We start from the raw sequence: 24285 nt of genomic DNA on the forward strand, positions 1-24285 counted from the left end.
GATCAACTTGCTCAACAATAGCATCGAGTTAGTTAACCGAGTGTAATGGCAAAGCGCTTTAAACTACTGTTTTCCGCCGTCGATTACAGCCAAATGTGCATAGCGGCGAGCATTGATGCCGTAGACTTTGGAGTTTTGACCAAAATTCGAGCGGATGTCGATCACATCTTCGCGCTCTTCCAACTCAACACTTGTGCTCAGGTCTCGGCCAGAGAACTCATTGCTCTGATCGTCCGGCCAGATGAGGCGCAGACCAGAAATCCGTTGTTCCATAATGGGTTGAGTGCCAAACCACAGTGGTTCTTCAAAAGCTGTTATCGATCCGATGATGCGGTTATTCGTAGCGCCATTATGCCGAAGGGGCAGCAGTAGGGCTTCAAATGTCAATTGAGCATTATGCTGGCTAGTGGCGTTAAAGGTAACAAGTGCTGCCGCATGATCATCTGTGACCGCTTTGATGAGCGTCTCGATTGCGTCTTTGTCGCGGCGGTGCCAAAGGTCAACGAACGAACGGTTCTTCAACTCACGACAATAGGTTGAGCAGATGTGTGAGCCGGCCAACCGGAAATTAAATGTCTCTTGGTCCGGTGAAGACTCCAGAATGAAGGTATTTGCTAGGGCATTGCGGATCTTAGTCGGATCGACATCGCGACGTTCTGGCGCGCTGCGTGTGCCACGCAATTCGTTCCAATATTTGTAGAGCCGCTGCGTGCTTTGCATCTGCATATTCGTCATATTCCCCGCATCAAACCATCTGGTACCGATTTTGTCGGTGCTCAGTTCGGCCTTGTTCGCTATTTATTTCTTGATATCAATCTGGACCAAATTGACGAAAAAATCGCCCTTAAAGCTTTATTAAGGTTAACGCAGCGGCTGGTTGTGGAAAAGTATTCAAAGAACGGGCATAAGGGGTGTAAGGAGCTTTTATGAACTTACCACCAGGTCACGGCGATACGCCTAATCCAAACGCGAACCCACCTGCCTTTAATTTGCCTTTTATTGTGGCGGCAGCAATTGGACTTCTTTTCTCCATTCATCTTGCGGCACAACTGATGCTAACGCCGGAGGCCTATGACCATTTCTTCGTTCAATTTGGCTATGTCACCTTGCGTGATCAGTTGCCTGCTGAATTTCGCGGCGGTGAGTTTGCGCGCTATTACACTTTGTTTTCACACGCTTTTTTGCATGTCGGGTGGCAGCATTTGATCTTCAATTTGGCGTGGCTCGCGGTGTTTGGTAGCCCAGTTGCACGGCGATACGGCAACATTGGGTTCATCGCCGTGTTCTTGTTTGGGTCAGCAGTTGGGGCGCTCGCGTTTGGCGCCATTTCGGGCAGCAGTTTTGTTATATTGATTGGCGCTTCGGGCGCAGTTTCCGCCTTCATCGGCGGCGCCACCCGATTCGTCTTTCAGCCGGTAGAAATGTACACCGATGAAGCCACTGGCGAGGTGCATGTATTGGGCCGAAAACTAGCTAGTTTGACCGACATTGTTAAGAATAGACGCGCTTTGAGCTTTGCCGGGTTTTGGTTGGCGCTAAACATTTTGTTCGGCTTAGTGCCTGGCATCGTCGGTATTAGTGGGTCCGTTGCGTGGCAAGCTCATCTCGGCGGATATGTCGCTGGGTATTTCATGGTCGCGTGGTTAGAGCGTCGGCCGTTTTGATTCTAGGAGCTATATTTCTCATCAGGGTCAAAAAGTGGCGACATACCCAGGTCCTCAAGGCTGAGGCTTCCATTTTTGGCGACCACTTTGCGGTAAAGGCAAGATTTTCTGCCAGTATGACACGCTGCACCAGTGCCTGTTTGAATGGCAAGCACCTGCAAAATGTCTTGATCACAGTCTGTGCGCATTTCGACGAATTTTTGCAGCTCGCCGGAGCTTTCACCCTTTTTCCAAAGGCTTTTGCGCGATCTTGAATAGTAATGCACAAACCCGGTCTCAAGGGTTAGTTTGACGGCCTCTTTGTTCATATAGGCGGCCATCAGCAGTTCGTTTGAATCTGCATCACACGTGATAGCTAGAATCAGACCATTTTCATCAAATCGGGGGGCGAAAACGTTTCCCGCCTCGAGTTCTGTTTTGGTCATGCTTCCTGGGTCGATGAAATCTGACATGAAAAGCTCGTCATTTTGGGCCACCCTGGACGTGTTGGGTTTAGCCCTTATTCATATTAAGGAGTGAAAAGAAGCGTTGCTGTTCAGTTGGTTCCTCAGCAAAGACACCAGTAAACCTTTGCGTGATGGTTGACGCCCCGTGCTTTTTAATACCGCGCATCGACATGCACATATGCTCGGCCTCCAGCATAACCGCAGCGCCACGCGGGTTTAGCGCATCATTAATAGCGTCGATGATTTGGGCGGTCAGGGTTTCTTGTGTTTGCAAGCGACGGGCAAATACATCCGTAACGCGTGCGAGTTTTGACAAACCAACAACACCCTCGGTTGGCAAATAGGCGATATGCGCCTTGCCAACAAATGGCACCATATGATGTTCGCAATGCGAGAAAAACGGGATATCGCACACAAATACAATGTCATCATAACCGCCCACTTCATTAAAGGTGCGGTTTAAGATTTCATGGGCGTCTTGGCCGTAGCCTTCATAGAGCTCTTCGTAGGCTTTAACCACCCGTTTTGGCGTGTCGAGCAAGCCCTCACGTTCTGGGTTGTCACCAGCCCAAGCTATAAGTGTTTTGACTGCGGCCTCAGCTTCTTCGCGGGTCGGACGCTTTACGTCTTTTTCGGCCACAATAGTTGGCTTTATAGGTTTGGCGGTCGCATCCATAATCATCTCCTGATGGCGTCGACCTTTAATACTCACACAATGGCTGAACGGTTCACAATTTCGAACGCCTTATCGAAATTTCCGGGCATTGGCGTTTCTCGTAACTCGCCCTATATAAGGTAATGGTGTAACAATAAACAAGTGTGTACCCAACTTTGTGATGATGGCACGATGAGTATCAACCAGATTTATAGCGACAGAATTCTTGAGCTTGCGGGCAACTTGCCGCAAATGCATCCGCTTGAAGCGCCGGATGCAACGGCACGTCGCGTTTCACGTGTTTGTGGTTCGAGCATTGATGTTGAACTCAAGATTGAGGGCAATCGGGTCGTCGATTATGCTCACGAAGTAAATGCGTGCGCGCTGGGGCAGACATCTGCGTCGATTGTGGCACAGCAGATTATTGGCTCAACGCTGGATGAATTGCGCACTGTGCGCACTCAAATGGTGGCGATGCTGAAGGCTAATGGAGCCGCACCGTCCGGCAAATGGGAAGACTTGAAGTATCTTGAACCCGTGCGGGACTACAAACCGCGGCACGCCTCAACTTTATTGGTTTTTGACGCGGTTGTTGATGCTATTGATTCCTATGAAGTCGCTCAAAAAGAACGAGCTGGTTGATGTTCCGTACTATAGGCATGATTATCGATTTCCCGTTCAAATGGACTGCTGTCGGCCTAATTTTGATCTACCGCTACAGCCTTTCGGCATTCATGGGGCGAACTTGCCGCCATGCGCCAAGCTGTTCTGAATTCACCATGGATGCGATCAAGCGCTACGGTTTTTGGTCTGGCGGGTGGATGGGGGCAGGGCGCGTTTATAGATGTCGGCCCGGCGGTAGTGACGGATTTGACCCAGTTCCAGAAAAATTGCCTTCAAATGGCCGTTGGTATGCACCTTGGCGATTTGGGCGCTGGAAATAATTCCAAAACATGTTAAAGCAACTTTTCTGACCGATCGTGGCGCAATAGTGCTGCCGCGGCGATTTTTATATGAAATGGAGAAAGATCATGGTCAATGTGTCGTTTCCTGATGGTGCTGTTCGAGAATATCCTCGGGGTACCACCGGCACCACCATCGTAAACTCCATTTCCAAATCACTGGCGAAAAAAACAGTCGCCATGCGAGTGGATGGAGAAATTGTTGATCTTGCTCAAGCCTTTGAGCAAGACGGTGCAATTGAATTTGTGCTGCGCGATGATGATGATGCGCTTGAGCTGATCCGTCACGACTGTGCGCACGTTTTGGCTGAAGCCGTGCAAGAGCTATGGCCAGATACTCAAGTCACCATTGGCCCTTCAATCGAAAATGGCTTTTATTACGATTTTGCGCGCGACCAGCATTTTACCGAGCAAGACTTTGTCGCCATTGAGAAAAAGATGGCAGAAATCATCGCGCGCGGTGCGGAGTTCACGAGAGAAGTTTGGGACCGCGAGGAAGCTAAGCGTGTATTTAAAGCCAAGGGCGAAGAGTACAAGGTTGAGCTGATTGACGCGATTGCTGCTGATGAAGATGTGAAAATCTACAAGCAGGGCCAGTGGATGGATGTTTGTCGTGGGCCACATATGCGCACCACAAAAGACATTGGCACTGCGTTTAAGCTAACAAAGGTTGCGGGTGCCTATTGGCGCGGTGACAGCAACAACAAAATGTTGTCACGCATTTATGGCACTGCTTGGGCCAACCAAAAGCAGCTTGACGCCTATCTTCACATGATTGAAGAAGCAGAAAAGCGTGACCACCGGAAGCTTGGCAAAGAGCTGGACTTATTCCACTTACAAGAAGAAGCGCAGGGTTCTGTTTTTTGGCATCCAAAAGGCTACACCATCTATAATCAGATGGAACAATATATCCGCCGCAAAGTGAACAATGCTGGTTATGGTGAGGTGAAAACCCCACAATTGATGGACAGCAAGCTTTGGGAACAATCTGGCCACTGGTCAAAGTTCCGCGAAGACATGTTTGTTGTGCCAGATATTGAGTTTTCTTCCGATTCTGAGCATTTGGAAATTGAGCAAGACGCAAAACTGCTGGCCCTAAAACCAATGAATTGCCCTGCGCATATTCAAATTTTCAACCAAGGCATCAAGTCTTACCGCGATTTGCCACTGCGTTTGGCGGAATTTGGTTGTTGTCATCGGAACGAAGCACATGGCGCTTTGCACGGGCTAATGCGTGTGCGCCAAATGACTCAGGACGATGGCCATATTTTCTGTCGTGAAGATCAGGTGACGTCCGAAACTGAAGCGTTCTGTGCACTGCTTGATTCAGTGTACGAGGATATGGGCTTTACCGAAGTCAAAATCTTGTTGGCAACACGCCCTGAAATGCGGGCGGGATCTGACGAGGTTTGGGATCAAGCTGAAAAAGGCTTGGGCGATGCTTTGCGGGCAACGGGCCGTGATTTTGAAATTGCTGAAGGCGATGGCGCGTTTTACGGGCCAAAACTCGAATTCCACTTGAAGGATGCGATTGGCCGTTCATGGCAATGTGGTACTTTGCAGCTAGATTTCGTTCTTCCCGAACGATTGGGTGCTTCTTACATTGCTGAAGACAGTTCTCGCCAAATTCCAGTGATGTTGCACAGGGCTGTGCTTGGAACACTCGAGCGCTTTATCGGCATTCTGATCGAGAACCATGCAGGTCGTATGCCTGTTTGGTTGGCACCAACTCAAGCTGTTGTTGCAACGATTGTGTCAAGCGTTGATCCGGCAGCATTGGCGGTGGTTGAAAAGCTTAAAGCTGCGGGCATTCGGGTTGAAACTGATTTCCGCAACGAAAAGATCAACTATAAAGTGCGTGAGCATTCCACAAACAAAGTGCCGGCGATTCTTGTCCTCGGCGAGCGTGAGGCGAACGAAGGAACCGTTTCCGTTCGCCGCTTGGGGGAACAAGGCCAAAAGGTCATGCCCGTCGAGGACGCAATTGCTATGTTGGTCGCCGAGGGAACCCCTCCGGACCTTCGCTAGCAATAGATTGATTTGATTATAGAGCGGCGCTTATCTTCTTTGCTTTGTCCTTGGAGAAAGCGCCGCTTACATTTGCGAGCACCTTGCCATTTCGATCGATCACGATTGCATGGATGGAGCGTTTGCCACTTACACCTACTTCGCGATTGAATTTGGACACATTTGTGTAGAGTGTGATGGTTTTAGCGCGGGTTGATTTGCTTGTGATGCCCGAACGCATTCCATTATCAATGAAGCCACGCATCAAACTGTAGCCCGATGAAATCACAGGTACTTCATAGTATTTCACGCCGGATTTTTTTGATGCTTGGTCGAGGAAAGGCAACCAAGTGTTCACGTCATCTTGCTGCCCTTGAGTATAAGCAATCATGACAATTGATCGTCGCGCGCCAAAATCCTGAGGCAAATTCATCTCAACCTTATTGAGGTTTTGTGCCTTAATGGTAGGAAATTGGCCAGCGATGGCGCTGGACGTGATCGATAGCACGCCAATGAGCGCTGCCGACATTAGATTGAGTTTAGCCATATTTTGCTCCCGCATATTGTTGTGGGAGTTACGCACCAACTTTGCTATCGGATCAGTTAGCGTCTGCCAAAAGCTCAATTTCACGCGGTAAGCCCGGCACAATTTCAAATTCGCGGTTGAATACACGGCTACCCAGCTTGCCAATCAATATGTATTCACCTTGTTCCAGCACAGTTTGCGGAAAAGCACTTTTTTCTTGGTAGACGGTTTGCCCATCAGGCGTTTTGATGATCCAAGACGTGTCCGCAATCGCTTCGCCACCGGGTTCTGAAACAAGTTTGAATGTGACCTGAGCCGCCTTGTGGTATAGCGTGGCTGAAGTCAGTTGGCCCGGCTCAACCCGAAGATCTGCCTTTGCGGTTGCATTGACTTCTCCGAAATGTGAAACGACGCTATAGGTGCCAGAGTTTAGATAAAGAAGTTTGCCTGGAGATACCGATTGCGCGATAATTTTTTTGCCACCGTTGGTAGGGTTGTCGGCATAAACCGTAAAGCTTAACCAGCGCCGCGGGATGGGAATATCGCCGGTTACCGCTGCATTGAGCTCAAGGCCGCCCGCGTCGAGAATGATTTCGATCTGGTTGGGGCCTTCTTGCACAGAGATTGTGTCAGAAGCTTGCGCGCGTCCATAAGCAACATGCGCAATATATTGTCCGGCGGCTAAGCTAAAATTGGCGGCAGAATCAGAAGAGCGGGCAACTAGATCCAACTCGCCTTTATCATTAGGCGTAATAGAGTATATCCGCCACTCCAGTCCGTTAGGAATGAATGGCCCATCTTCGGTCACTCGTGCGCCTATACTGACTGGCTGCGGTGGTCCACCACTTTTGGGCACGACGATCGTTTCTTGGTCCGTCATCGTCTCTATTTGCGTTTCGGCGTTCAGGTCTTGATTCTCGTTGGTTTCGGAAGGTGTTGTAATATTGAGGTTTTCTGGACGAACGGGTGGGACAGGTGCAACCTCTTGCGCAAATGAGGGTGCGGCCAACATCAGCCCGATTAAACCAGCATATGTCCATTTTTGTTTCATCATACGTGCCGCAATTGCCATTCCATTTTTTGGTGGTTGGATGATAAGTCTTGCCACCAAACAAACTATAAAGCTTTTGGATTAAGTTTGCGGCCAAGCTATGGCATAAACAACTCAAATTTTCAAAACGGACTGGGGACATGGGGACAAAATGAGCAAAAATGTTGAGATGGTTGAGTATTTGAAGTCGCGGCGATCTGTGACCCTACCGTTTTTGGCAGAACCTGGCCCATCTGAATTGGAGCTAGCCGAGCTTTTGGAAATTGCATCCCGTGTGCCTGATCATGGCAAATTGGCGCCTTGGAGGTTGGTTGTTGTTGCTGGAGATCAACGTGGTATGGCTGGTGATCGATTAGCTGAGCTAGCAAAACAACGAGATCCTGAGATCTCTGAAGAGATGCTTGATGTCGAGCGCAATAGGTTTTTGCCCGCGCCTTTGACCATTGGCGTGATTTCCGCTGTTCAAGCGCATCCAAAAGTTCCGGCAATTGAGCAACAGCTTTCGGCGGGTTGCGTTTGTTTCAATCTGGTGCATGGGGCAAATGCGCTGGGATTTGCGGCGCAATGGGTAACGCGCTGGTTTGCTTTTGACGATGAAGCTGCAGCCATTTTTGGCGCAAAGGATAATGAGTTTTTTGCCGGTTTTGTTCATATCGGCACGCCAAGCGTGGTACCTCAAGAGCGTCCGCGTCCAGATGTTGCAGAAGTTGTGGAATATTGGCGTGGTTAATGGTTGCTTAACAGCATTTATGTTTTGTTAAGGTGTTGAAAACTGTGAGCGTAATTTTGCTATGCCCAGCGTAAAGCCGGTTCAGGTGCCAGCCCAGCTCGCCCAAGCCCTCACAAGGGCAGGGGACAAGAATGGTGTGGACTTTGACTACTTATTGCAAACCGCAATGCGTGAAAGCTCGCTTGATCCAGAAGCTAAGGCAAAAACATCAAGTGCGGTTGGGCTGTTTCAATTCATTGAAGGCACTTGGCTTGAAGTCTTGAAAGAAGAAGGCCCCAAATTGGGCTATGGCTCCATTTCTGACAAGATTGAGCGCACGGCCGATGGGTATGAAGTTCGTGATCCAAAGATGAAATCTGCTGTGCTGGCGTTACGAGAGAACCCTGAAATGTCAGCGGATCTGGCGGCCGCATTTACCCGACGAAATGGTGCGTATTTGCAGGAACAGTTTGGACGCATGCCTTCACCAGGGGAGCTGTACATTGCTCATTTTATGGGAGCGCGCGGCGCTGAGAAGTTTTTCAACCTAGGCCTTTCTAGTCCGAACGCTAGCGCTGCGATGCATTTTCCGTCTCAAGCGCGTGCAAACGAGAGTATCTTTTTTGACAGTGGCAAGCCGCGCTCGATTAAGGAAGTATATCAAGTGCTTGTGGCGAAGCATCGATCACTTGAGGTGGATGCGTCGGTGAGCCAAACCGCAGCCTTTGCCGCTCAACAAATGGCCACTTCCAATCAGGGCCCATTTTCAGTGGCTCAGGCGCAGGACCCTGTTTCACCCTTTGCCGCGCTTTATCGTTCAGCGCCCACGGCCAATTTGCCCGGGCGTTTTGCCGTTGAAAGTCAGCCTGAGTTGCAAGAAAATCAGGGCACCCAATCTGACGTGGAAAATGACGAACGGCGTCAGAGCTTTTTTGCCCGGTTCTATACCAAATAGCCGTACCAATTATTATGGTGAACGCTTCATTAAGCCTTCAAGCGTAGTCTTCAGTCTAACCGCTTGATGGGTAAGTTGTTTAAGGGCGTTTGCGTGCTTGGTTTTAATGAATATCACACATTGTCACAGTCCGCTCACAGTGAGCAGCGTGGGCAGGCTGCCCGGATTGCGGCGCGTGCGTTTTTAGAACATAGTGGACCCGCCGACGAGCAAGCAGCCCTTTATGCCGCCGTTCTGAGTTTTTTGGATGACAGTTCGGTGAAAGTGCGCGCTGCGCTTGCCTACGAACTTCTGCGCTCTCCCAATGCGCCACGTCCTGTTATGTTTGCCTTGGCACAGGACGAATCTATTATTGCTGCCGCTGTTGTGCAGTTTTCGCCGGTTTTGTTGGACAGTGACTTAGTGGCCTTGTCGCGCAAGGGCAGTAAAAAAATCGCTGAAGCGATTTTGTCGCGCCCGCAAGTGGGCGTCAACGTCTGCAAAGTCTTAGCGCAAGAGCATTCTAAATCAATTGATCGAGTGCTTTTGGACCGGCATGATTTGGTTTTGCCGTCTGATTTGCTAATCGAACTGGCTGATCGCTGGTGTGATGATGCACCCATGCGGGGCACATTGCTTCAGCGCCCTGATTTGCCAATTGCTGCACGGTTTTTGCTGACCGAACGGATCGCAGATGCCTTGCTGGGCGCGCGCATTGTCAATGGAAGCATTCAACCACAGCGTTTGAATCGCCTTGTGCGGGACCAATTGGATAAGGCGACAACGGGTTTGGTTGAAGGTGAGCCAACTGCGGAGCACTACAGCTATTTAGATGCACTTTTTCAATCAGATCGTTTGACGCCGCGCTTGTTGATCAATTCGGTCGTAAATGGTCGCCTGCAATTCTTTGTTACTGCATTGGCAGTGCTCGCAGATTTGCCTACTCGCAAGACTGAAGGAATTTTGCGATCTGGCACGCGCCGTGCGTTACATGCGCTTTATACGCGTTGTGGCTTCGAGCCATCTTTGCGTAATCTGATGGCGCGGCTAACGGTTTTGGCGCGCGAGGCTCATTTGGAGACTGATGTGGCCGCACGCCACTTTGTGGTGTCCCAACTTATCTCGGCATTGATTGACGATCATGAAGGCGATATTCCGGACAGTCTGGACAGCGTCTTTGCATATTTGAACGAGCAGAACGTCAGTCTTGCCCGCGAAGCTGCGCGCGGGGTCATGGCAAGCTTTTGTGAAGAAGCCAGCCCAGACGCGGCCATCAACATTTCGCATTTGCGCGACGAGCAGTTGGCGCTACCAGCCGCCTAATAATCGAATTGTTCGTTGAGCACGCGCTCATCAAGACTATGGCCTGGATCGAACAATAGCGTCACCGAGTGAGTTCGCGACTCGCTAACTTTTACCTCGGCTACATCTGCAATCTCTTTGCTGTCTGCTACCGCGTTTACAGGGCGCTTGTCGATCTCGCGAATGCGGAAGGTTACCTCTGCGCGATTTGAAAGGATTGCGCCGCGCCATCGTCTTGGTCGAAAAGGAGAGATGGGGGTGAGCGCCAGCAGTGGAGCTTCGATGGGCAAGATTGGCCCATGTGCCGACAGGTTGTAAGCAGTTGACCCAGCAGGCGTGGCCACTAATACCCCATCACACACCAATTCTTCTAGTCGCGGCTTTCCATCGATCAGAATTTCAATCTTGGCCGCTTGATAGGACGTCCGCAGCAACGACACTTCATTGAGCGCTAGGGCTGAGTGTTCATTGCCGTTTTTATCGGTTGCGGTCATTCGCAGTGGATGAATAACTGTCGGTTCTGCTGTTTCAAGTCGTTCAATTAGCTTGTCTGCCCCATAGTCATTCATCAAGAACCCGATTGACCCAAAATTCATGCCATAAACAGGGATCTCTTTGTCCATGACTTTGTGCAGGGTTTCGAGCATAAGTCCGTCGCCACCCAGGGCAACAATTACCTCTGCTTGATCCAAAGAGCAGGTGCCATATTCGGCGCACAGGACATCGCGTGCTTTTTCGGACTCTGGTGAACCCGAAGATACAAACATGATTCTATCGCTCGAAAAAGCTGGCACGTGCGTGCTCCAAATTGGTGCGAGACAAGGACGAATATGCAACGTGCCACACACAACCCTGAATCGGAAAGCCCCAATATTGACAATTGGTTCTAAGATTTTTCGACGTTGTGAAATTTTCTCTCATTTTTTTACAATTGGAGCTTGCACAGCATAGGAGGATTATGTATCTAACGCGCGTTGCCGGTTTAGCTCAGTTGGTAGAGCATCTGATTTGTAATCAGAGGGTCGGGAGTTCAAGTCTCTCAACCGGCACCATTCCCTCCCAGCACATCGCTCAAAGCACAATCGATTTCGTCATGTGACTTGCAGCACGTCGAGACACCGTTTGCATCAAAGTTTTGGCACGGCGTTTGGCTCTAATTAACGAGTAGCATTGTATTCTTGAGTTAATTAGGAGTGCTTGACCCTGTGGATATGGTCATTGTCGTTCAGTTTCTTGTGTTGTTACTCGGCTGCCTTTTAGGTGGCGGAGTGGTTTATTATGCGCGCCGGAATCGCGAAGCACGTGTAAACTATGGCAAGAAACTAAAGAACGTGAATCAGAAACTGCATGAGTTGCGGGCCGAGAATGCGGTCATGGCTCTCATTTTAGAGAATGCAAATGACGGCATTCTTATCCAAGATCTTGAGGGGCACATCGAATGGTCGAATCCTGCCTATTCGAAGATGACAGGCTTTTCGGCCGAGGAGATTTTGGGCAGAAAACCACAAGAATTTGTCATTCCACCAGACATTCGACCCAGCCAAGCAGAAATTGACGAGTTCCATTATGATGTGACGTCAGGCGTTTTGGAAGATTTCGAATGCATACTGAACATTCGCAAAAATGGCGAGCATTTTTGGAATCAGCTGAGTTTTGCTGTTGCCAAATTCAATGACGATGAAGATCCAAAAGTCATTATTATTGCGCGTGAAATAACACAGCAACGCAACAACGAAGAAGAACTGCGGCGTTCTGAGTTGCTGAACAAAGAACTTGCAGAATATGATTCTCTTACAGGGCTGCCAAACCGGATGAAATTGTCCAAGCATTTGGACGAAGTTGTAAAATACGCCATGCGCAACAATAAGACTGCCGGCGTGTTGCACATCGATTTGGATCAATTCAAATCTATCAACGACACTTTAGGGCACGCTGTTGGTGACCAGGTGTTGATTCATGCAGCGACTGAAATGACCCGAATTGTTGGTGATATGGGTATGGTAGGCCGTTTTGGTGGTGATGAATTCCTGATGGTTTTTGAAGAGACACTTGGATTTGAACCCCTAAAAGGAATTGCGGAAAAAATATTGGCTGCCCTTGAGCGACCATTTCATTCTGGTGATCATGTGGTGCAGTTTGGGTGCAGTATTGGCATTGCGATTTCTGGCGAGCATGCAACAAATGAAAATGATCTCATCAAGCACGCAGATGTTGCCCTTTATGAAGTCAAGCGTAATGGGCGGCACGGAATATCGTGCTTTAATCGGGATTTGGGCACCGTTTATGAACGCCGCATGGAGCTTTCCTCACAATTAGGTCCGGCCATCGACGAAGGTCAGTTGGCCGTCGAACTGCAGCCGCAGTATAATCTTGAACTTGGTGCGGTGCATGGGTTTGAGGCTTTGATCCGATGGTACCACCCAGTTTACGGCAAATTGCCCCCACAAGAGTTCCTAACCATTGCAGAGCAGAACGGCATGATGGCGCGTGTCGATCATGTGGCGATGTGCGGCGCTTTAGATGCTTTGCAATTTATGCATGCTGAGGGTCACACCCACTTGCGTATTTCGATGAACGTTTCAACTGCCACGCTGAATAAGCCAACCTTTATCCGCGAGTTGGTTTCCGCAGTTGAACTACGTGGTTTGAAAAACGAAAGCGTTACGATTGAGGTGTTGGAGACAAACCTTTTGGAAGGCATGAATGGTTCAAATTTGGAAACAATCCGTGAGGCGTGCAATGAAGGTTTTCTAGTTGAATTAGACGATTTTGGAATGGGGTACGCGGGGTTGGCGCATTTGACTCGGATCGCTACACATGGGGTCAAGATTGACCGCGCTATGGTACGCAATATGCTTTTAGATCCGGCAACACTTACAATCGTGCGCACCATCATTGCGCTTTGCAGTGAACTGGGGATGAGTGTTGTTGCTGAGGGCATTGAAGAGATAGAGCAAGCAGAAGAATTGCAAGCGGCTGGATGCACAGTTATTCAAGGGTTTGGCGTTGGCCACCCGATGCCATTGGAACAGGCGCTCAGGTGGTTACAACGTTCTGAAGTATCGCCGATTATCTCCAATATATCACCGACATATCGCCAGTTTGACGAGTTGCGTGAATATTTGAAATCGAGCTAAAACAGCTTCTGCGCGGCAGTGTCCAAAAATGGATTTTCCTCGTCGGGGTTTCCGTTCATCAAGACCACCATCACAGCGTTTAGGTCAGGGTAGAACCGAACATCAGCCTCAAAACCACCGTATGAGCCCGCATGACCATACCATTGTCCCCATTCATCTTCATCAACGCCCATGCCTAGGCCATAGCCCTCATCGTGTTGCGAACCCGTCAGCATTTGGTCGAGCAGGTTCTGGCCGAGTAGTGTTCGACTGTCAAACAGGGCTTGCATAAACTTGGCGACGTCTTGAGCGGTTGAAACGACAGGGCCATCGCCCAGAATGCTTGCCCAAGCCTGCTCGCTCGCATCATTACCATCTTCGTCAAAACCATGAGCCAAATGGGGGGCTGATGACTGGGCACCAACACTGGCCGTGTTCATGCCAGCCTTATTAAAGACTCTGTTTTCTAGGGCCTTTTCTATTGTCCCATCAATCTGCCCTAAAATGTAGCCCAAGAGGACATAGTTTGTGTTCGTGTACTCAAATGATTTGCCAGGTGAGAAAACCGGTTCTGCGTCATACGCAAAGCTTAGGGCTTCTTCCGGTGTCCAACGTTTTGCTGGCTCACGCTGACTTGCGTCGTCGAACTCTTCGTTAAGATATTCAGCAAGTCCTGAGGTGTGGTTGAGAATTTGGCGCAGTGTCACCACGTCAGCGTTTTTTAGGCGCTCTATATCACCAATGGATTCTATCAATGGCCAAATTGGTTCATCGAGTTGCAAATTGCCATCTTCAACCATCGAAAGAATTGCCGCGGCGACCATCATCTTGCCAGTTGAGGCGATGTAGAAGCGCGTTCCCACAGCGGTTTCTTCTTGTTGGGCGGGATCTATTGTACCTGCAACAACCTCAATGACTTTGCCGTCAATGCTTGCAAAGAAACTTGCTCCGTCGATATTTTGTTCATCATTGTAGCGTTCTAGCTGCGATGTGATTTCGTTCGCTTGTGCAAAAAGGGTGCCCAATAGGGCAAAGAGTAATGAAATCGCTAGTCGGGAAAAGTTTTTGATCATGTGATGGTTTCGCTTTAAGTCTTGGCGTTTGAATAATATGCGTTGATGATATTTTTGTTCAAGGAATATCAACCATGAGGGCGAACGTCTAGGAAATTAGATTGTGGGTACCCACGTCATTTATGTCGCGTTCACCGCAAAGGGCTATGGTGGTGTCGAGCTCACTGGCGAGTATTTCTAGTGTTTTCGTCACGCCTGCTTTGCCCATGGCACCCAGTCCATATAGATATGGGCGACCAATATATACGCCTTGAGCGCCCAAAGCCTTGGCGCGCAAAACATCAACGCCAGTGCGTACTCCACCGTCCATATGCACTTCGATATCACCTTGCACCGCATCAACAATTGGCGATAGCATAGAAATTGAGGAAGGCGCCCCGTCCAGCTGTCGTCCCCCGTGATTGGAAACAATAATGGCGTCAGCGCCTGTTCGGGTGGCGATCTGGGCGTCTTCTGGGTCAAGAATGCCTTTTAGTATCAACTTGCCTCCCCATTGCTCCTTGATCCATTCAATGTCTTGCCAGCTTAGTGTTTCGTCGAATTGCTTGGCAGACCATTCGTGGAGCGACGCGAGATCGGTGACGTCTTTGATGTGTCCGTAAATGTTGCCGAATTGGTGCTGCTTGGTCTGCAGCATTTGCATACACCAACGAGGTCGCGTGGCGAACTGCCAGAATGTCGAGAAGTTGATCTCTGGCGGAGCTTTTAGTCCATTGCGAAGATCTTTGTGGCGTTGCGCCAAAATCTGCAGATCAAGGGTCAGCACAAGCGCGGAGCATCCAGCTGCTTTTGCCCGTTCAATCAAGCGTTTATTGAAGTCGCGATCCTTCATCACATATAGCTGAAACCACAAAGGCTTTTTTGTGGCCGCGGCCACATCTTCAAGCGAGCAAATGCTCATGGTTGAAAGAGTGTAGGGAACACCAAATTCTTCCGCTGCTTGGGCGGCCAGAATTTCGCCGTCTGCGTGTTGCATGCCCGTTGATCCAGTTGGAGCGATGGCGACTGGCATAGAGAAATCTTGGCCGATCATCTTGGTCTTAAGCGTGCGATTGCTCATATTGACAGCGACACGCTGGCGCAATTTGATGTTGCCAAAGTCTGCCTCGTTTGCAGCGTATGTGCTTTGCGTGAAAGAACCGCTGTCCGCATAATCAAAGAACATTTTTGGCACACGCCGCTGAGCGAGTTTTTTTAGATCATTGACTTCAAGAATTTTCATTCACCAAACTCCAAGTGTTAGAGTTGAGCCTATAAAGCTTAATATCAGAGGGCAAGCAGACCAAACGTGTTTGTGCGTTCCCGTCCAAAGAAAAGTCGTCGGTGTCGAAAGGTTAAAGCCGAATAAATTGATTTCAGCATTCTGTTAACCTCAAATCTTTTTAGTTGTTCAAAACAACCAAATGTAACCATTGGTAAATTCGTTATCTCGCATTGTAAGTTTGAATAATTGTAACGCTAAAGATGTTTTGGCGGTCAAGTTGTGTGGAGACGGCGTGCAGTCAGCACTTGAAATAAGCAAGACCAAATCTCAGACCAAGATACTGTTGGTTGGGGACGACATGCGCTCATTTTTGGCTTGCGCCCGTTCGTACGGTCGCCAAGGTTTTGAAGTTCACGCAGCGCCGTTCAATTGGGCCGCACCTGCGCTTTTTTCAAAATATGTACAACAGGTTCACAAATTGCCAAGGCAAGGATTGGACGTGAATTTGTGGGTTACTGCAGTTCGTGATTTGCAGGCCGTTGAACATTTTGACCTTATTGTACCATGTGATGAACGCGCGCTCTTGCCTTTATGCGCCGTGCCAACAAATCAACGTAACTTCAGGTTGGCTGATCCTGGCCCCCGCGCACTCGAAATGCTGTTTGACAAAGCCCGCACCAGAGAGCTGGCACATCAACTAGGCGTTCCAATTGCTAAAGGCGAAACTATTGATCAAAACAGCGACGCGAAGGCTTTAGTTGAGAAATACGGGCTGCCGTTGATGTTGAAGGCTCGCAGTTCTTATTCAATTGAGGAACTTGAAACGCGCGGACAGGTTTATGTGGTCCCAAGTCAGGATGAGCTTGCTTTTCGTTTGGATTGTTTGCCCAGTGCGGGCCAGTATTTGCTTGAAAGTTTTTTTCCTGCGGCCGGTGCTGCTGATGGCGTGGGCTTATCTGTTGCCGCTCGGAAAGGCAAAATACTGAGTGCATTTCAACATCGTCGGTTGGTGGAAAAACCAGGTGGGGGCAGCAGCTCGGTACGTATCAGCGAGCCGATTGATGCTGGCATGTATGATGCTGTTGAAAAAATGTGCGCGGCGACCAAATTAAACGGTATCGCGATGTTTGAATTTCGACAGTCCGTGACCACAGGTGAATGGGTCTTGCTTGAGGTAAATGCTCGCCCTTGGGGGTCTATGCCCTTGCCATTGGCGCTCGGGATTGATTTTCCGATGATGTTCGCAGACATCCATTTGGATGTTAAGCGGGCATACGCTACCGATTACAAATCTGGCGTTGTTGGGAAAAACTTAGTTTTGACTTTGTTGCATAAGCTTCAGGGGCGGGGACGTGCAAATGTTGGCGTTATCGTCTCCGCTTTGAACGAAACGATAATTCACTCTGTGAATTGCATCCGGGCAAAGGAAGTATCGGATAGTTTTGTTTTCGACGATCTGAAACCGGCAATATTTGAGTTTTCGGCTTTGTTGCGGCGTGGTTTCGATCGGATTTTGTGGCAAAGGAAAGGCCGTCCTGAACACCGACATGGTGTCGTTGTGCCTCAGACAATGGCACAAAGCTCCTCAGTTGATATTCCTAAAGACAGGAAACAGGCTAGCTAGCCTAGTTTAAGGTTGGGCGATTAGCGTGAGCGTTATTTCCAAATTGCGGCAAAAACTTACAGGCAATACCTCTACTGGGTTAGCAACATTGTTTGTGCGCGTGTTTGGTGCAGGGATCGGATTTCTTTCTCACTTGTTGTTGGCGCGACTTCTCGAACCAACAGAGTATGGTGTCTATGTTTTTGCTTGGACCATTGTTGTCCTGTTGGGCACATTCTCAGGTATAGGTTTGCCAGTTGCGGCGACGAAATTTGTCGCAACCTATGTTGATCAAAACAAAACCGCTGAGTTGGGCCGGTTTTCACGGTTCAGTGTTTTTGTTGCGGTTTTTGTGACTGGTCTGGCGGTCGCCGGTATTTTGCTGTCTTTGCAGATCTTGCCCAATACACTTGTTGAGGCAATATATCGGCCTGCATTGTTTGTGGGCGCGTTTTGTGTGCCCTTGTTCACCCTCACAGAAATTGGCAAGGGCTTGGCCCGTGGGTTAGGGCGCAATGTTATCGCATATGCACCTGGCTTCTTGTGGCGCCCGATCTTACTGGGCACTGGGGTTGTGGCATTGTATGTTTTTGGCGTTGATCTGTCTTCGGGCAGCGTCATGCTTATTTGCTTGATTGTTCTGCTGCTTGCTTTGATTTGGCAGTTTTGGTACTTGCGCGGGCTTTTTGTAGGCAAATCACAAGGCAAGTCGACCCCAGGCATACGTCGCGAGTGGTTGTACACGGCGATACCGCTGACCACCATGGAAGCCTATAATATCCTGCTCGCCAATACAGACATTCTCGTTTTGAAGTTTTTTGTCACGCCCGATCAGTTGGCTTTTTACTTCGTAGCCACAAAAATTGCTGCGCTTTTGAGTTTCATAACGTTTGCAGTCAGTGCAACCGCGGGCAAACCTATCGCAGCGGCTTACGCCAAGGGCGACAACGCAGAAGTGCAACGCCTGATGCGCCAGTTCACGGCATTGGCGTTTTGGCCGACACTAATTGGTTTTGTTGGTTTGATGTTTGTTGGTGCGTATTTGTTGGTGCTATTTGGCGATGTTTATGCAGTCGCATATCAACCGCTGCTGATCTTGACCTTTGGCCTTTTAGCTCAAAGCTATACGGCGGTGACCAAATTTGGCTTGGCCATGACCGGTGGGCAACGTGGGTTGTCGATTGTGTTGATTGTTTCTCTGGTGTGCAACGTCTTGTTTAACCTTGCGCTTGTACCAATTTATGGCATCTATGGCGCAGCTTTCGCGACGCTGGCGACCACATTGTTTTCTGTGATCGGTCTGTTGGTGCTAACGAAGAGACGTTTAGGCTTTTGGGCCGTCGCGGGACGACCCACACTCAATTTGGCTTCCTAATTCGGCGATTAGCGCCGTGTTGCCGCAAACAAGGCGATTGCGGCCGCATTGGAGACGTTGAGGGACTTGATAGGCCCCGGCATATCCAAGCGCACCATCTTGTCGCATAATTCGCGTGTGCGTTGCCGCAAGCCCTTTCCTTCAGCACCCAGCACAATGGCCAGCTTGTCGGCATTGCCGCCCGCTTGCAGCTCTTCAGGGGCTTCTGAATCAAATCCAAGGCAGGTGAAGCCCATGTTTTTGAGCTCTTGAATGGCGTTGCCTAAGTTTTTCACCTCAATCATGGGCGTCCAATCAAGTGCGCCAGAGGCGGATTTAGCCAATACACCTGATTCTTGTGGGCTAAAGCGGGCAGGGGTGACCACCGCATCTGCGCCGAATGCACAAGCGGAGCGCAAAATCGCGCCTACATTGTGTGGATCGGTGATTTGGTCCAGCACAAGCAATAGCTTTGCATCTTCCAAGCCAGAAAACGACTGGCGATCGATCGGCTTGCAATGCAATGCAGCGCCTTGGTGCACCGCGTCTTTGCCCAGCATTTCATCAAGGCGTTTCGGCGTTGTATCCTTCACCTTTACATTGATGATTGCGCCTTCTTCTTCAAGGCGGCGGATCGCGTTTGGCGTGGCGTAAAGGGTGTGCTTTTCGCGCGCATCATTGGCCAGCGCAGCTTGAACGGGGTGCAGTCCATAAACATAGAACTGACCTGCTTCAATTGCATTGAGCTTTGGTTTTCGGCGCGGCTGAAATCTCGATTTATCTTTCATAATGTGCTCGGTAGCGTGAAAGTGGGGACAGGTCCAGCATATTTAGATATTTCGTTCATGGCCAAAAGCGCCAGAAACTGGGGCGAACAAGAAAAGGTTCATCAAAACAACATATTTGGTGTTGACAGATTGCGTCATGGTGACCATAAACCGCGCGTTGGTTGCTTTCATTTCATGAAGGAAACTGACAAGACTCGGTCCCGAGTTGCATTGAATAAATGTGGAGGGGTGGGTGAGTGGTTAATACCACCAGACTGTAAATCTGGCGCCTTAGGCTACACTGGTTCGAATCCAGTCCCCTCCACCATTCATGTAACATTGGTCGACCGAACCGGATGCGGGTATAGCACAATGGTAGTGCAGCAGCCTTCCAAGCTGAATATGCGAGTTCGATTCTCGCTACCCGCTCCATTTACCTTTTTCAATATGTTTAAATTTCACAAGTGATCGCCTAGATTTCGTACAGTTTTCTTTGGCGGCTGGTGTGCGTTTGACCCTTTCATTCATTTGTGAACTAATGACTTTTGCGCCAATTGCTGGTGCAAGGCTGTGATTTGCTTCGCATTTTGGAAGTAGAAACGCGTTACTTGTGTGTTTTTGGGAGCGTACTTTAAGTGTTGGAACATGATCGTCACGCAGCCCTTGAAGTTATGGACCGTATTCTGTCCATTTCCACAAAACTCACTAAATCTGAACGGCTGGCACTTGTTAGCCATCCGAGTGCTACTGAGAATTGCGAAGAAGAAGTGGGGCTGCATTTGCGGAACGATGGAACTTTTAGCCAAGCGGCTTCGGCGCAAGGCAAATATGGGGAGAATTTTGTTTCAGACTATGCAATTGCCGCATGTTTTTTTGCGCGATTTGACGAATCCATCACGCCCGCAGAACTTGATTTGTTGAAAAACCTGTTGTGTGGCGCCAGTTTGCGTCGAGCAAGCCAAGACGACGGTCGATCCTATCAAACGAAACGCAACCAATTGGCCGCTTTGCGCTCGAAAGCGCAAGTTAGTTCACAGGCCGAGCTTTTGCAGATTGTTTCTGTCTTGCTGACGAGTTTGGTGAATTCAGGACAAGACAGCGCTGAAGATCCTGTGTCGCGTCTCAAGTCACTGCTTGATCAATATTATCAACCCCACGCCCGATTGCACCGTACAACATTCGAAAGCGGGCGAGAGCTATTGGTTGCGGACTTAGGACCGCTGGATGGGCTGCCTTGTTTTTTGATGCACCCAAGTGTCGAGCCTCTGGTGCCATTGCCCAATCGGGCGGATTTCTTAGAAAGTGCGAACATTCGTGTACTCATCCCACTACGTCCAGGTTTTTTTGGCCGACCATTGGATAAGACACATCCAGAGATGTCGTTAAGCGATTTTGTGGATGATTGTTTTATGTTTTTGACCTCTTTTGGTCTAACAAGTTTGCCTATTGTCTCGATTACAGCTGGTGGAATGTCAGCGATGTTGTTGGCCGACCGGCTAGGTGAAAGCTGCGAGCAGCTTTTAATGTGCTCTCCGCAATATTTTGCGCGTTCACCTCGACCCGCAAAATCATCATATTCCGGGCATTGGGCGCAGTTGATTGGCCGCTTTCAGTGGCTTTTGTTTCCTGTATTTAACACGCTTGCTCCGCTGTTGTTAAATGAGGAATTCGCGCGAAAAATTTGGTTGAAGACTTATGAGAACAGTCCGGACGACATCAAGCATGTATTGTCGATTGTTAGGTCAGATTGGGCACCAGACTTTGCACGTGCAATGATCGATTGCAATTTAGGCGGCGTGGAAGCCGATTTGCTTGTGATGGCAGGCGATTGGGTGGACAGCCTTGGGGCGCTGAAGTGTCGGACAATGGTGTATTATGGAGAGACTGACCCATTCTCTGACCATGAATACACAAAAGGCCGCCTTGAAGCTGTAGGTGTTGAGGTTAGAATTGTGCCAGGATTTGGCCAAAATTCATTTCTCAACCGACCCGATGTCTTGTTCGACCACTTGGCGGGTCATTCGCCAATTGTTTAGTCAATACAGTTGGCCCGGATCGAGTAATTGGTGGGGAAGGCAAATGCCACCCCGCACCAGTTTTCATATGAATTGCGATTAGCGTTTGAATGTTAAAACGGTGTTGGAGCCGAATTTGGTTTTGGCGAACCCTTTGCTACGTTTCGCATTCTCTTCAGTTGAACAGGGGGCGTCTTTGTCTACTGGCTTTTTGTCACAAGTGGTTGTCGTGCCTCCATGTGAACAGCTGTAGGTCTTTTTCCCATTTTTGGTTTTACCTCCGTCCAACATGCAGTTTTCGAACAATTGACCGTTATCAAAGGTGATTTCTGGTGGTTCGTTGTCCGCTGCCTGCGCAATTGAGCCTGCAGACATAGAAAGTGCGAAGCCTAAAACGATGGCTAAGAGTGTGTTTTTGATGTTCATGATAAATCCCCAATATGGTGTGTGGTTGTTGATGTGAACAACTCTAGCGCCGCGGTTGTGACTGGTTCTCGAACGGGCTGTTCATGTTGAGTTCATTGGGGGCAAGGGGATGTTTTGAAAGCGTTGCCCACTCTTAACCTATTAAAAACCATGCCAATTAGCGCCGCATTCAACTCTGCTTGCTACTTTGGAGGTCTGTAGTTCGGGGAACTTTTGTATGGCTGCTCCACAGCGCGGTTTCAAATTCAATCTAGCCATAGGCATCTATGTGCTTTGTGCCGCCATTGTGGTTGGGTTTGCTGGTTCTAATTTTTACGTTTTGAATGCCGCAGGTGATGTCGCCAATCAAGTTCAGTTCAATGCTGAAGCCAATCTTGTTTCAAAAGAAGTGAAGCTTCAGCTGCAAGGGTTGGCGAGCGATCAAGCAGAGATTTCTTTTTTGGACGAAACTGTGTTCGAGCTTTATCGGCGCGAAATTGACCTTGAGTATGTGCAAGAAGAAATAGCTGAGGACAGTTGGCTTGAGCATGAGTTTGAGCACGTCATCATCGTTGACGAGCAAGGCAATCCACAAATAACGATTTTTAGGGACCAGTTGATGGAGCCCAGAGATGGCCTAGAGAATATCGTTGCAAATTTTGATTTGATTCAACGCGCGCGTACAAAATATTTTGCAAATCGCAAAGTGCGCGGAAAAGGATTTGTGCCGATTGGTGACCCGGTTTGGTCAAATAATGCGATTTATGCTGCCGATTATCGCATGGTTGAAGGGCAGCTTGGCATGGCCGTTGCTCAGGCAATCGTGCCTGACATTTTGGAGGTTTTACCAGATGGGAACCCCAAGATTCTTTTCATTTTCCGCCCGCTAAACAAATTCGCATTTGGCCAGGTTAGAGAGCAATTGGGGCTTTCACGTTTTTCCATTGTGGCGCAAAAAGATGCAAACCCTGAATTAGATCAGATGGTTATTGGCGGTGTCGGAAGTGCAAAAATCGCTGCGGTCTGGGAGGCTACTAAACCTTCCGCTCACATTTGGGAGAAAGCCTTGCCGTTTCTGGCTGGCCTGTTGGCTCTAATCACGGTTGGGCTTGGGTTCATTGGGTACCGCTATAGCAAGATCGTCACTCGCATTCAGGTCAGCGAAGAGCGCAATCGCTTCATGGCTGAACATGATGCTCTTACTGGTTTGCCAAACCGTCTGCAGTTTGACAATGAGTTGGACAATATCATCGCTAAAGCCGAATTGAACCGATGTGCAATCATCTGCACGGATTTGGACAAATTCAAAGACGTCAATGACACTTATGGTCACCAAGCAGGTGACGCTGTTATCAAAACGGTTGCTCAGCGCATCGCAAACGTTGTCGGCGATAAAGGAATGGCAGCACGGGTTGGTGGCGATGAGTTCATCATCTTGCTGCGCGATGGGTTGGATGAAGAAAGCGTCATGATGTTGTGCGACAACATCATCGAGACGGTGTGCGAAGAAGTGGTGTTTGACAACGGTTCAGCAGAAGTTGGCGCGAGTATTGGTGTGGCCTGGTGGCCTGACGATGCGCTTACAGCGAAGTCTGTGATCCGCAGTGCTGATCAGGCGCTTTATCGTGCTAAAGAGCTTGGGCGCGGCCAAACGGTGCGGGCGCTGGCGCCCAATGAGACGCCCGAGCGTCGCCACAACACCGATCGTCGTAAGTCTATCTAAGGTTTGAACCGATTGGCGATGCCACGCATTGCGTTTGCATATGCGGTGACATCAATGCCCACAGCAACAAATGATGCACCTAAGTCCAAACATTTATTGGCAAATACCTCGTCGAGCGTCAATATGCCAGCAGCCTTGTTAGACGCTGCGATTTTGGAAATGGCATCCGTAATTGCTCTAACGACGACATCTTCCTTGGGTTTGCCCAAATAACCCATGTCTGCTGCCAAATCTGCGGGGCCGATAAAGACACCATCGATACCATCGACCTCAAGAATTTTGTCAAGTGAATCAAGTCCAGCCTGGCTTTCTATTTGAATTAAAAGGCAAATTTCTTCACCTGCTGTGGTAAGGTAGTCTGGAATGCCGCCAAAATTTGAAGCGCGGGCGAGGGATGCGCCGACGCCGCGCACGCCTTTTGGGGGATAGTGGCAGGCGGCAACCAGCTCTTTTGCTTGCTTTGCGCTTTCAACCATGGGGATAAGAATTGTCTGCGCTCCAGCGTCTAAATATTGTTTGATCATCCATGTTTCGCCGATTGGCAATCTGACGGCTGGGGACGAATTGGATTTTTCGATCACCTGCACTTGTTTAAGGATGGATCGTAGGTCGTTGGGCGCGTGTTCTCCATCGACTAAAAGCCAATCAAATCCGGCACTTGCGGCGATTTCCGCGCAATATGAATCGGCAAGCCCGAGCCAGCAGCCAATTTGTTTGTCCCCGTTTTTGAGGGCTTGTTTGAACTTGTTTTTTGGAGCTGGCATAGGTT

General features: G+C 49.2%; 23 protein-coding genes and 3 tRNA genes. 15 read left to right on the forward strand and 11 right to left on the reverse strand.

Annotation, left to right across the window (positions count from 1 at the left end; all coding sequences use genetic code 11):
* Positions 1 to 63: 63 nt before the first annotated feature.
* Positions 64 to 735, reverse strand: a complete 672-nt coding sequence (locus O4H47_RS10500) for a PAS domain-containing protein (RefSeq protein WP_269393936.1) — start codon at positions 733 to 735, stop codon at positions 64 to 66.
* Positions 736 to 926: 191 nt separating this feature from the next.
* Between O4H47_RS10500 and O4H47_RS10505 the strand changes: the two genes are divergently transcribed.
* Positions 927 to 1664 (forward strand): rhomboid family intramembrane serine protease, encoded by a 738-nt coding sequence (locus O4H47_RS10505; RefSeq protein ID WP_269393937.1) that lies wholly within the window; start codon positions 927 to 929, stop codon positions 1662 to 1664.
* Between the two features lie 2 nt (positions 1665 to 1666).
* Here the strand turns inward: O4H47_RS10505 and hisI are convergent, their stop codons facing one another.
* A complete protein-coding gene (gene hisI / locus O4H47_RS10510; RefSeq protein ID WP_269393938.1) occupies positions 1667 to 2116 on the reverse strand; it encodes a phosphoribosyl-AMP cyclohydrolase in 450 nt (149 codons plus the stop codon).
* A 40-nt stretch (positions 2117 to 2156) separates the two neighbouring features.
* Entirely contained in the window at positions 2157 to 2786 is a 630-nt protein-coding gene (gene folE / locus O4H47_RS10515; RefSeq protein WP_269393939.1) for a GTP cyclohydrolase I FolE, read from the reverse strand.
* A 171-nt stretch (positions 2787 to 2957) separates the two neighbouring features.
* Between folE and O4H47_RS10520 the strand changes: the two genes are divergently transcribed.
* From O4H47_RS10520 to thrS, 3 genes are all read left to right on the forward strand, one after another.
* Positions 2958 to 3407, forward strand: coding sequence for an iron-sulfur cluster assembly scaffold protein (locus tag O4H47_RS10520; protein WP_269393940.1), 450 nt, complete (start codon positions 2958 to 2960; stop codon positions 3405 to 3407).
* A complete protein-coding gene (yidD, locus tag O4H47_RS10525; RefSeq protein ID WP_331283677.1) occupies positions 3407 to 3709 on the forward strand; it encodes a membrane protein insertion efficiency factor YidD in 303 nt (100 codons plus the stop codon). The genes O4H47_RS10520 and yidD overlap by 1 nt, the downstream gene beginning before the upstream one ends.
* Before the next feature lie 87 nt (positions 3710 to 3796).
* The gene (gene thrS / locus O4H47_RS10530; RefSeq protein WP_269394382.1) at positions 3797 to 5755 is read left to right on the forward strand and encodes a threonine--tRNA ligase; all 1959 of its coding nucleotides are present in this window, start codon (positions 3797 to 3799) and stop codon (positions 5753 to 5755) included.
* Between the two features lie 16 nt (positions 5756 to 5771).
* Here thrS and O4H47_RS10535 read toward each other — a convergent pair whose 3' ends face one another.
* Both O4H47_RS10535 and O4H47_RS10540 read right to left on the reverse strand, forming a co-directional pair.
* Complete coding sequence (locus tag O4H47_RS10535) at positions 5772 to 6281, reverse strand: hypothetical protein (protein ID WP_269393941.1); 510 nt, start codon at positions 6279 to 6281, stop codon at positions 5772 to 5774.
* 52 nt (positions 6282 to 6333) lie between these two features.
* Positions 6334 to 7314, reverse strand: a complete 981-nt coding sequence (locus O4H47_RS10540; protein ID WP_269393942.1) for a hypothetical protein — start codon at positions 7312 to 7314, stop codon at positions 6334 to 6336.
* A 148-nt stretch (positions 7315 to 7462) separates the two neighbouring features.
* On the opposite strand from O4H47_RS10540, the gene O4H47_RS10545 reads away from it, so the two are divergent.
* The 3 genes from O4H47_RS10545 (at position 7463) to O4H47_RS10555 (ending at position 10277) form a co-directional block, all read left to right on the forward strand.
* A complete protein-coding gene (locus O4H47_RS10545; protein ID WP_269393943.1) occupies positions 7463 to 8041 on the forward strand; it encodes a nitroreductase family protein in 579 nt (192 codons plus the stop codon).
* A 61-nt stretch (positions 8042 to 8102) separates the two neighbouring features.
* Entirely contained in the window at positions 8103 to 8975 is an 873-nt protein-coding gene (locus tag O4H47_RS10550; RefSeq protein WP_269393944.1) for a transglycosylase SLT domain-containing protein, read from the forward strand.
* 93 nt (positions 8976 to 9068) lie between these two features.
* Positions 9069 to 10277 carry a DUF2336 domain-containing protein gene (locus tag O4H47_RS10555; protein ID WP_269393945.1) on the forward strand — a complete coding sequence of 403 codons (1209 nt, stop codon included), beginning with the start codon at positions 9069 to 9071 and terminating at the stop codon, positions 10275 to 10277.
* Here O4H47_RS10555 and O4H47_RS10560 read toward each other — a convergent pair.
* On the reverse strand, positions 10274 to 11050 hold the full coding sequence (locus O4H47_RS10560) for an NAD kinase (RefSeq protein WP_269393946.1): 777 nt from the start codon (positions 11048 to 11050) through the stop codon (positions 10274 to 10276). The two genes, O4H47_RS10555 and O4H47_RS10560, sit on opposite strands and share 4 nt — an antisense overlap.
* Before the next feature lie 182 nt (positions 11051 to 11232).
* Between O4H47_RS10560 and O4H47_RS10565 the strand changes: the two genes are divergently transcribed.
* A tRNA-Thr gene (locus O4H47_RS10565) sits at positions 11233 to 11308 on the forward strand.
* Between the two features lie 159 nt (positions 11309 to 11467).
* Positions 11468 to 13393, forward strand: a complete 1926-nt coding sequence (locus O4H47_RS10570; RefSeq protein WP_269394383.1) for an EAL and GGDEF domain-containing protein — start codon at positions 11468 to 11470, stop codon at positions 13391 to 13393.
* On the opposite strand, the gene O4H47_RS10575 is transcribed toward O4H47_RS10570, so the two are convergent.
* Positions 13390 to 14445, reverse strand: coding sequence for a serine hydrolase domain-containing protein (locus O4H47_RS10575; RefSeq protein WP_269393947.1), 1056 nt, complete (start codon positions 14443 to 14445; stop codon positions 13390 to 13392). The two genes, O4H47_RS10570 and O4H47_RS10575, sit on opposite strands and share 4 nt — an antisense overlap.
* Before the next feature lie 88 nt (positions 14446 to 14533).
* Positions 14534 to 15667, reverse strand: a complete 1134-nt coding sequence (locus O4H47_RS10580) for an alpha-hydroxy acid oxidase (RefSeq protein WP_269393948.1) — start codon at positions 15665 to 15667, stop codon at positions 14534 to 14536.
* Positions 15668 to 15941: 274 nt separating this feature from the next.
* Here O4H47_RS10580 and O4H47_RS10585 point away from each other — a divergent pair, with 274 nt between their 5' ends.
* Together O4H47_RS10585 and O4H47_RS10590 are read left to right on the forward strand one after the other, a co-directional pair.
* Complete coding sequence (locus O4H47_RS10585) at positions 15942 to 17273, forward strand: hypothetical protein (RefSeq protein WP_269393949.1); 1332 nt, start codon at positions 15942 to 15944, stop codon at positions 17271 to 17273.
* Positions 17274 to 17298: 25 nt separating this feature from the next.
* Positions 17299 to 18627, forward strand: a complete 1329-nt coding sequence (locus tag O4H47_RS10590; RefSeq protein ID WP_269393950.1) for an oligosaccharide flippase family protein — start codon at positions 17299 to 17301, stop codon at positions 18625 to 18627.
* Between the two features lie 8 nt (positions 18628 to 18635).
* On the opposite strand, the gene rlmB is transcribed toward O4H47_RS10590, so the two are convergent.
* Complete coding sequence (gene rlmB, locus O4H47_RS10595; protein WP_269393951.1) at positions 18636 to 19394, reverse strand: 23S rRNA (guanosine(2251)-2'-O)-methyltransferase RlmB; 759 nt, start codon at positions 19392 to 19394, stop codon at positions 18636 to 18638.
* A gap of 222 nt (positions 19395 to 19616) precedes the next feature.
* Here rlmB and O4H47_RS10600 point away from each other — a divergent pair.
* The 3 genes from O4H47_RS10600 (at position 19617) to O4H47_RS10610 (ending at position 21409) form a co-directional block, all read left to right on the forward strand.
* Positions 19617 to 19701, forward strand: a tRNA-Tyr gene (locus O4H47_RS10600).
* Positions 19702 to 19731: 30 nt separating this feature from the next.
* A tRNA-Gly gene (locus tag O4H47_RS10605) sits at positions 19732 to 19805 on the forward strand.
* A gap of 203 nt (positions 19806 to 20008) precedes the next feature.
* Positions 20009 to 21409: an alpha/beta fold hydrolase gene (locus O4H47_RS10610; protein WP_269393952.1), complete on the forward strand. Its 1401-nt coding sequence runs from the start codon at positions 20009 to 20011 to the stop codon at positions 21407 to 21409.
* 78 nt (positions 21410 to 21487) lie between these two features.
* Here O4H47_RS10610 and O4H47_RS10615 read toward each other — a convergent pair whose 3' ends face one another.
* Positions 21488 to 21814 (reverse strand): hypothetical protein, encoded by a 327-nt coding sequence (locus O4H47_RS10615; RefSeq protein ID WP_269393953.1) that lies wholly within the window; start codon positions 21812 to 21814, stop codon positions 21488 to 21490.
* A gap of 217 nt (positions 21815 to 22031) precedes the next feature.
* Here O4H47_RS10615 and O4H47_RS10620 point away from each other — a divergent pair, with 217 nt between their 5' ends.
* Positions 22032 to 23516 (forward strand): GGDEF domain-containing protein, encoded by a 1485-nt coding sequence (locus O4H47_RS10620; protein ID WP_269393954.1) that lies wholly within the window; start codon positions 22032 to 22034, stop codon positions 23514 to 23516.
* On the opposite strand, the gene hpaI is transcribed toward O4H47_RS10620, so the two are convergent.
* Positions 23513 to 24280 carry a 4-hydroxy-2-oxoheptanedioate aldolase gene (gene hpaI, locus O4H47_RS10625; protein ID WP_269393955.1) on the reverse strand — a complete coding sequence of 256 codons (768 nt, stop codon included), beginning with the start codon at positions 24278 to 24280 and terminating at the stop codon, positions 23513 to 23515. The genes O4H47_RS10620 and hpaI overlap by 4 nt on opposite strands.
* Positions 24281 to 24285 lie beyond the last annotated feature (5 nt).

Origin of the sequence: Maritalea porphyrae (assembly GCF_027213965.1) — a bacterium.
GTDB lineage: Bacteria > Pseudomonadota > Alphaproteobacteria > Rhizobiales > Devosiaceae > Maritalea > Maritalea porphyrae_A.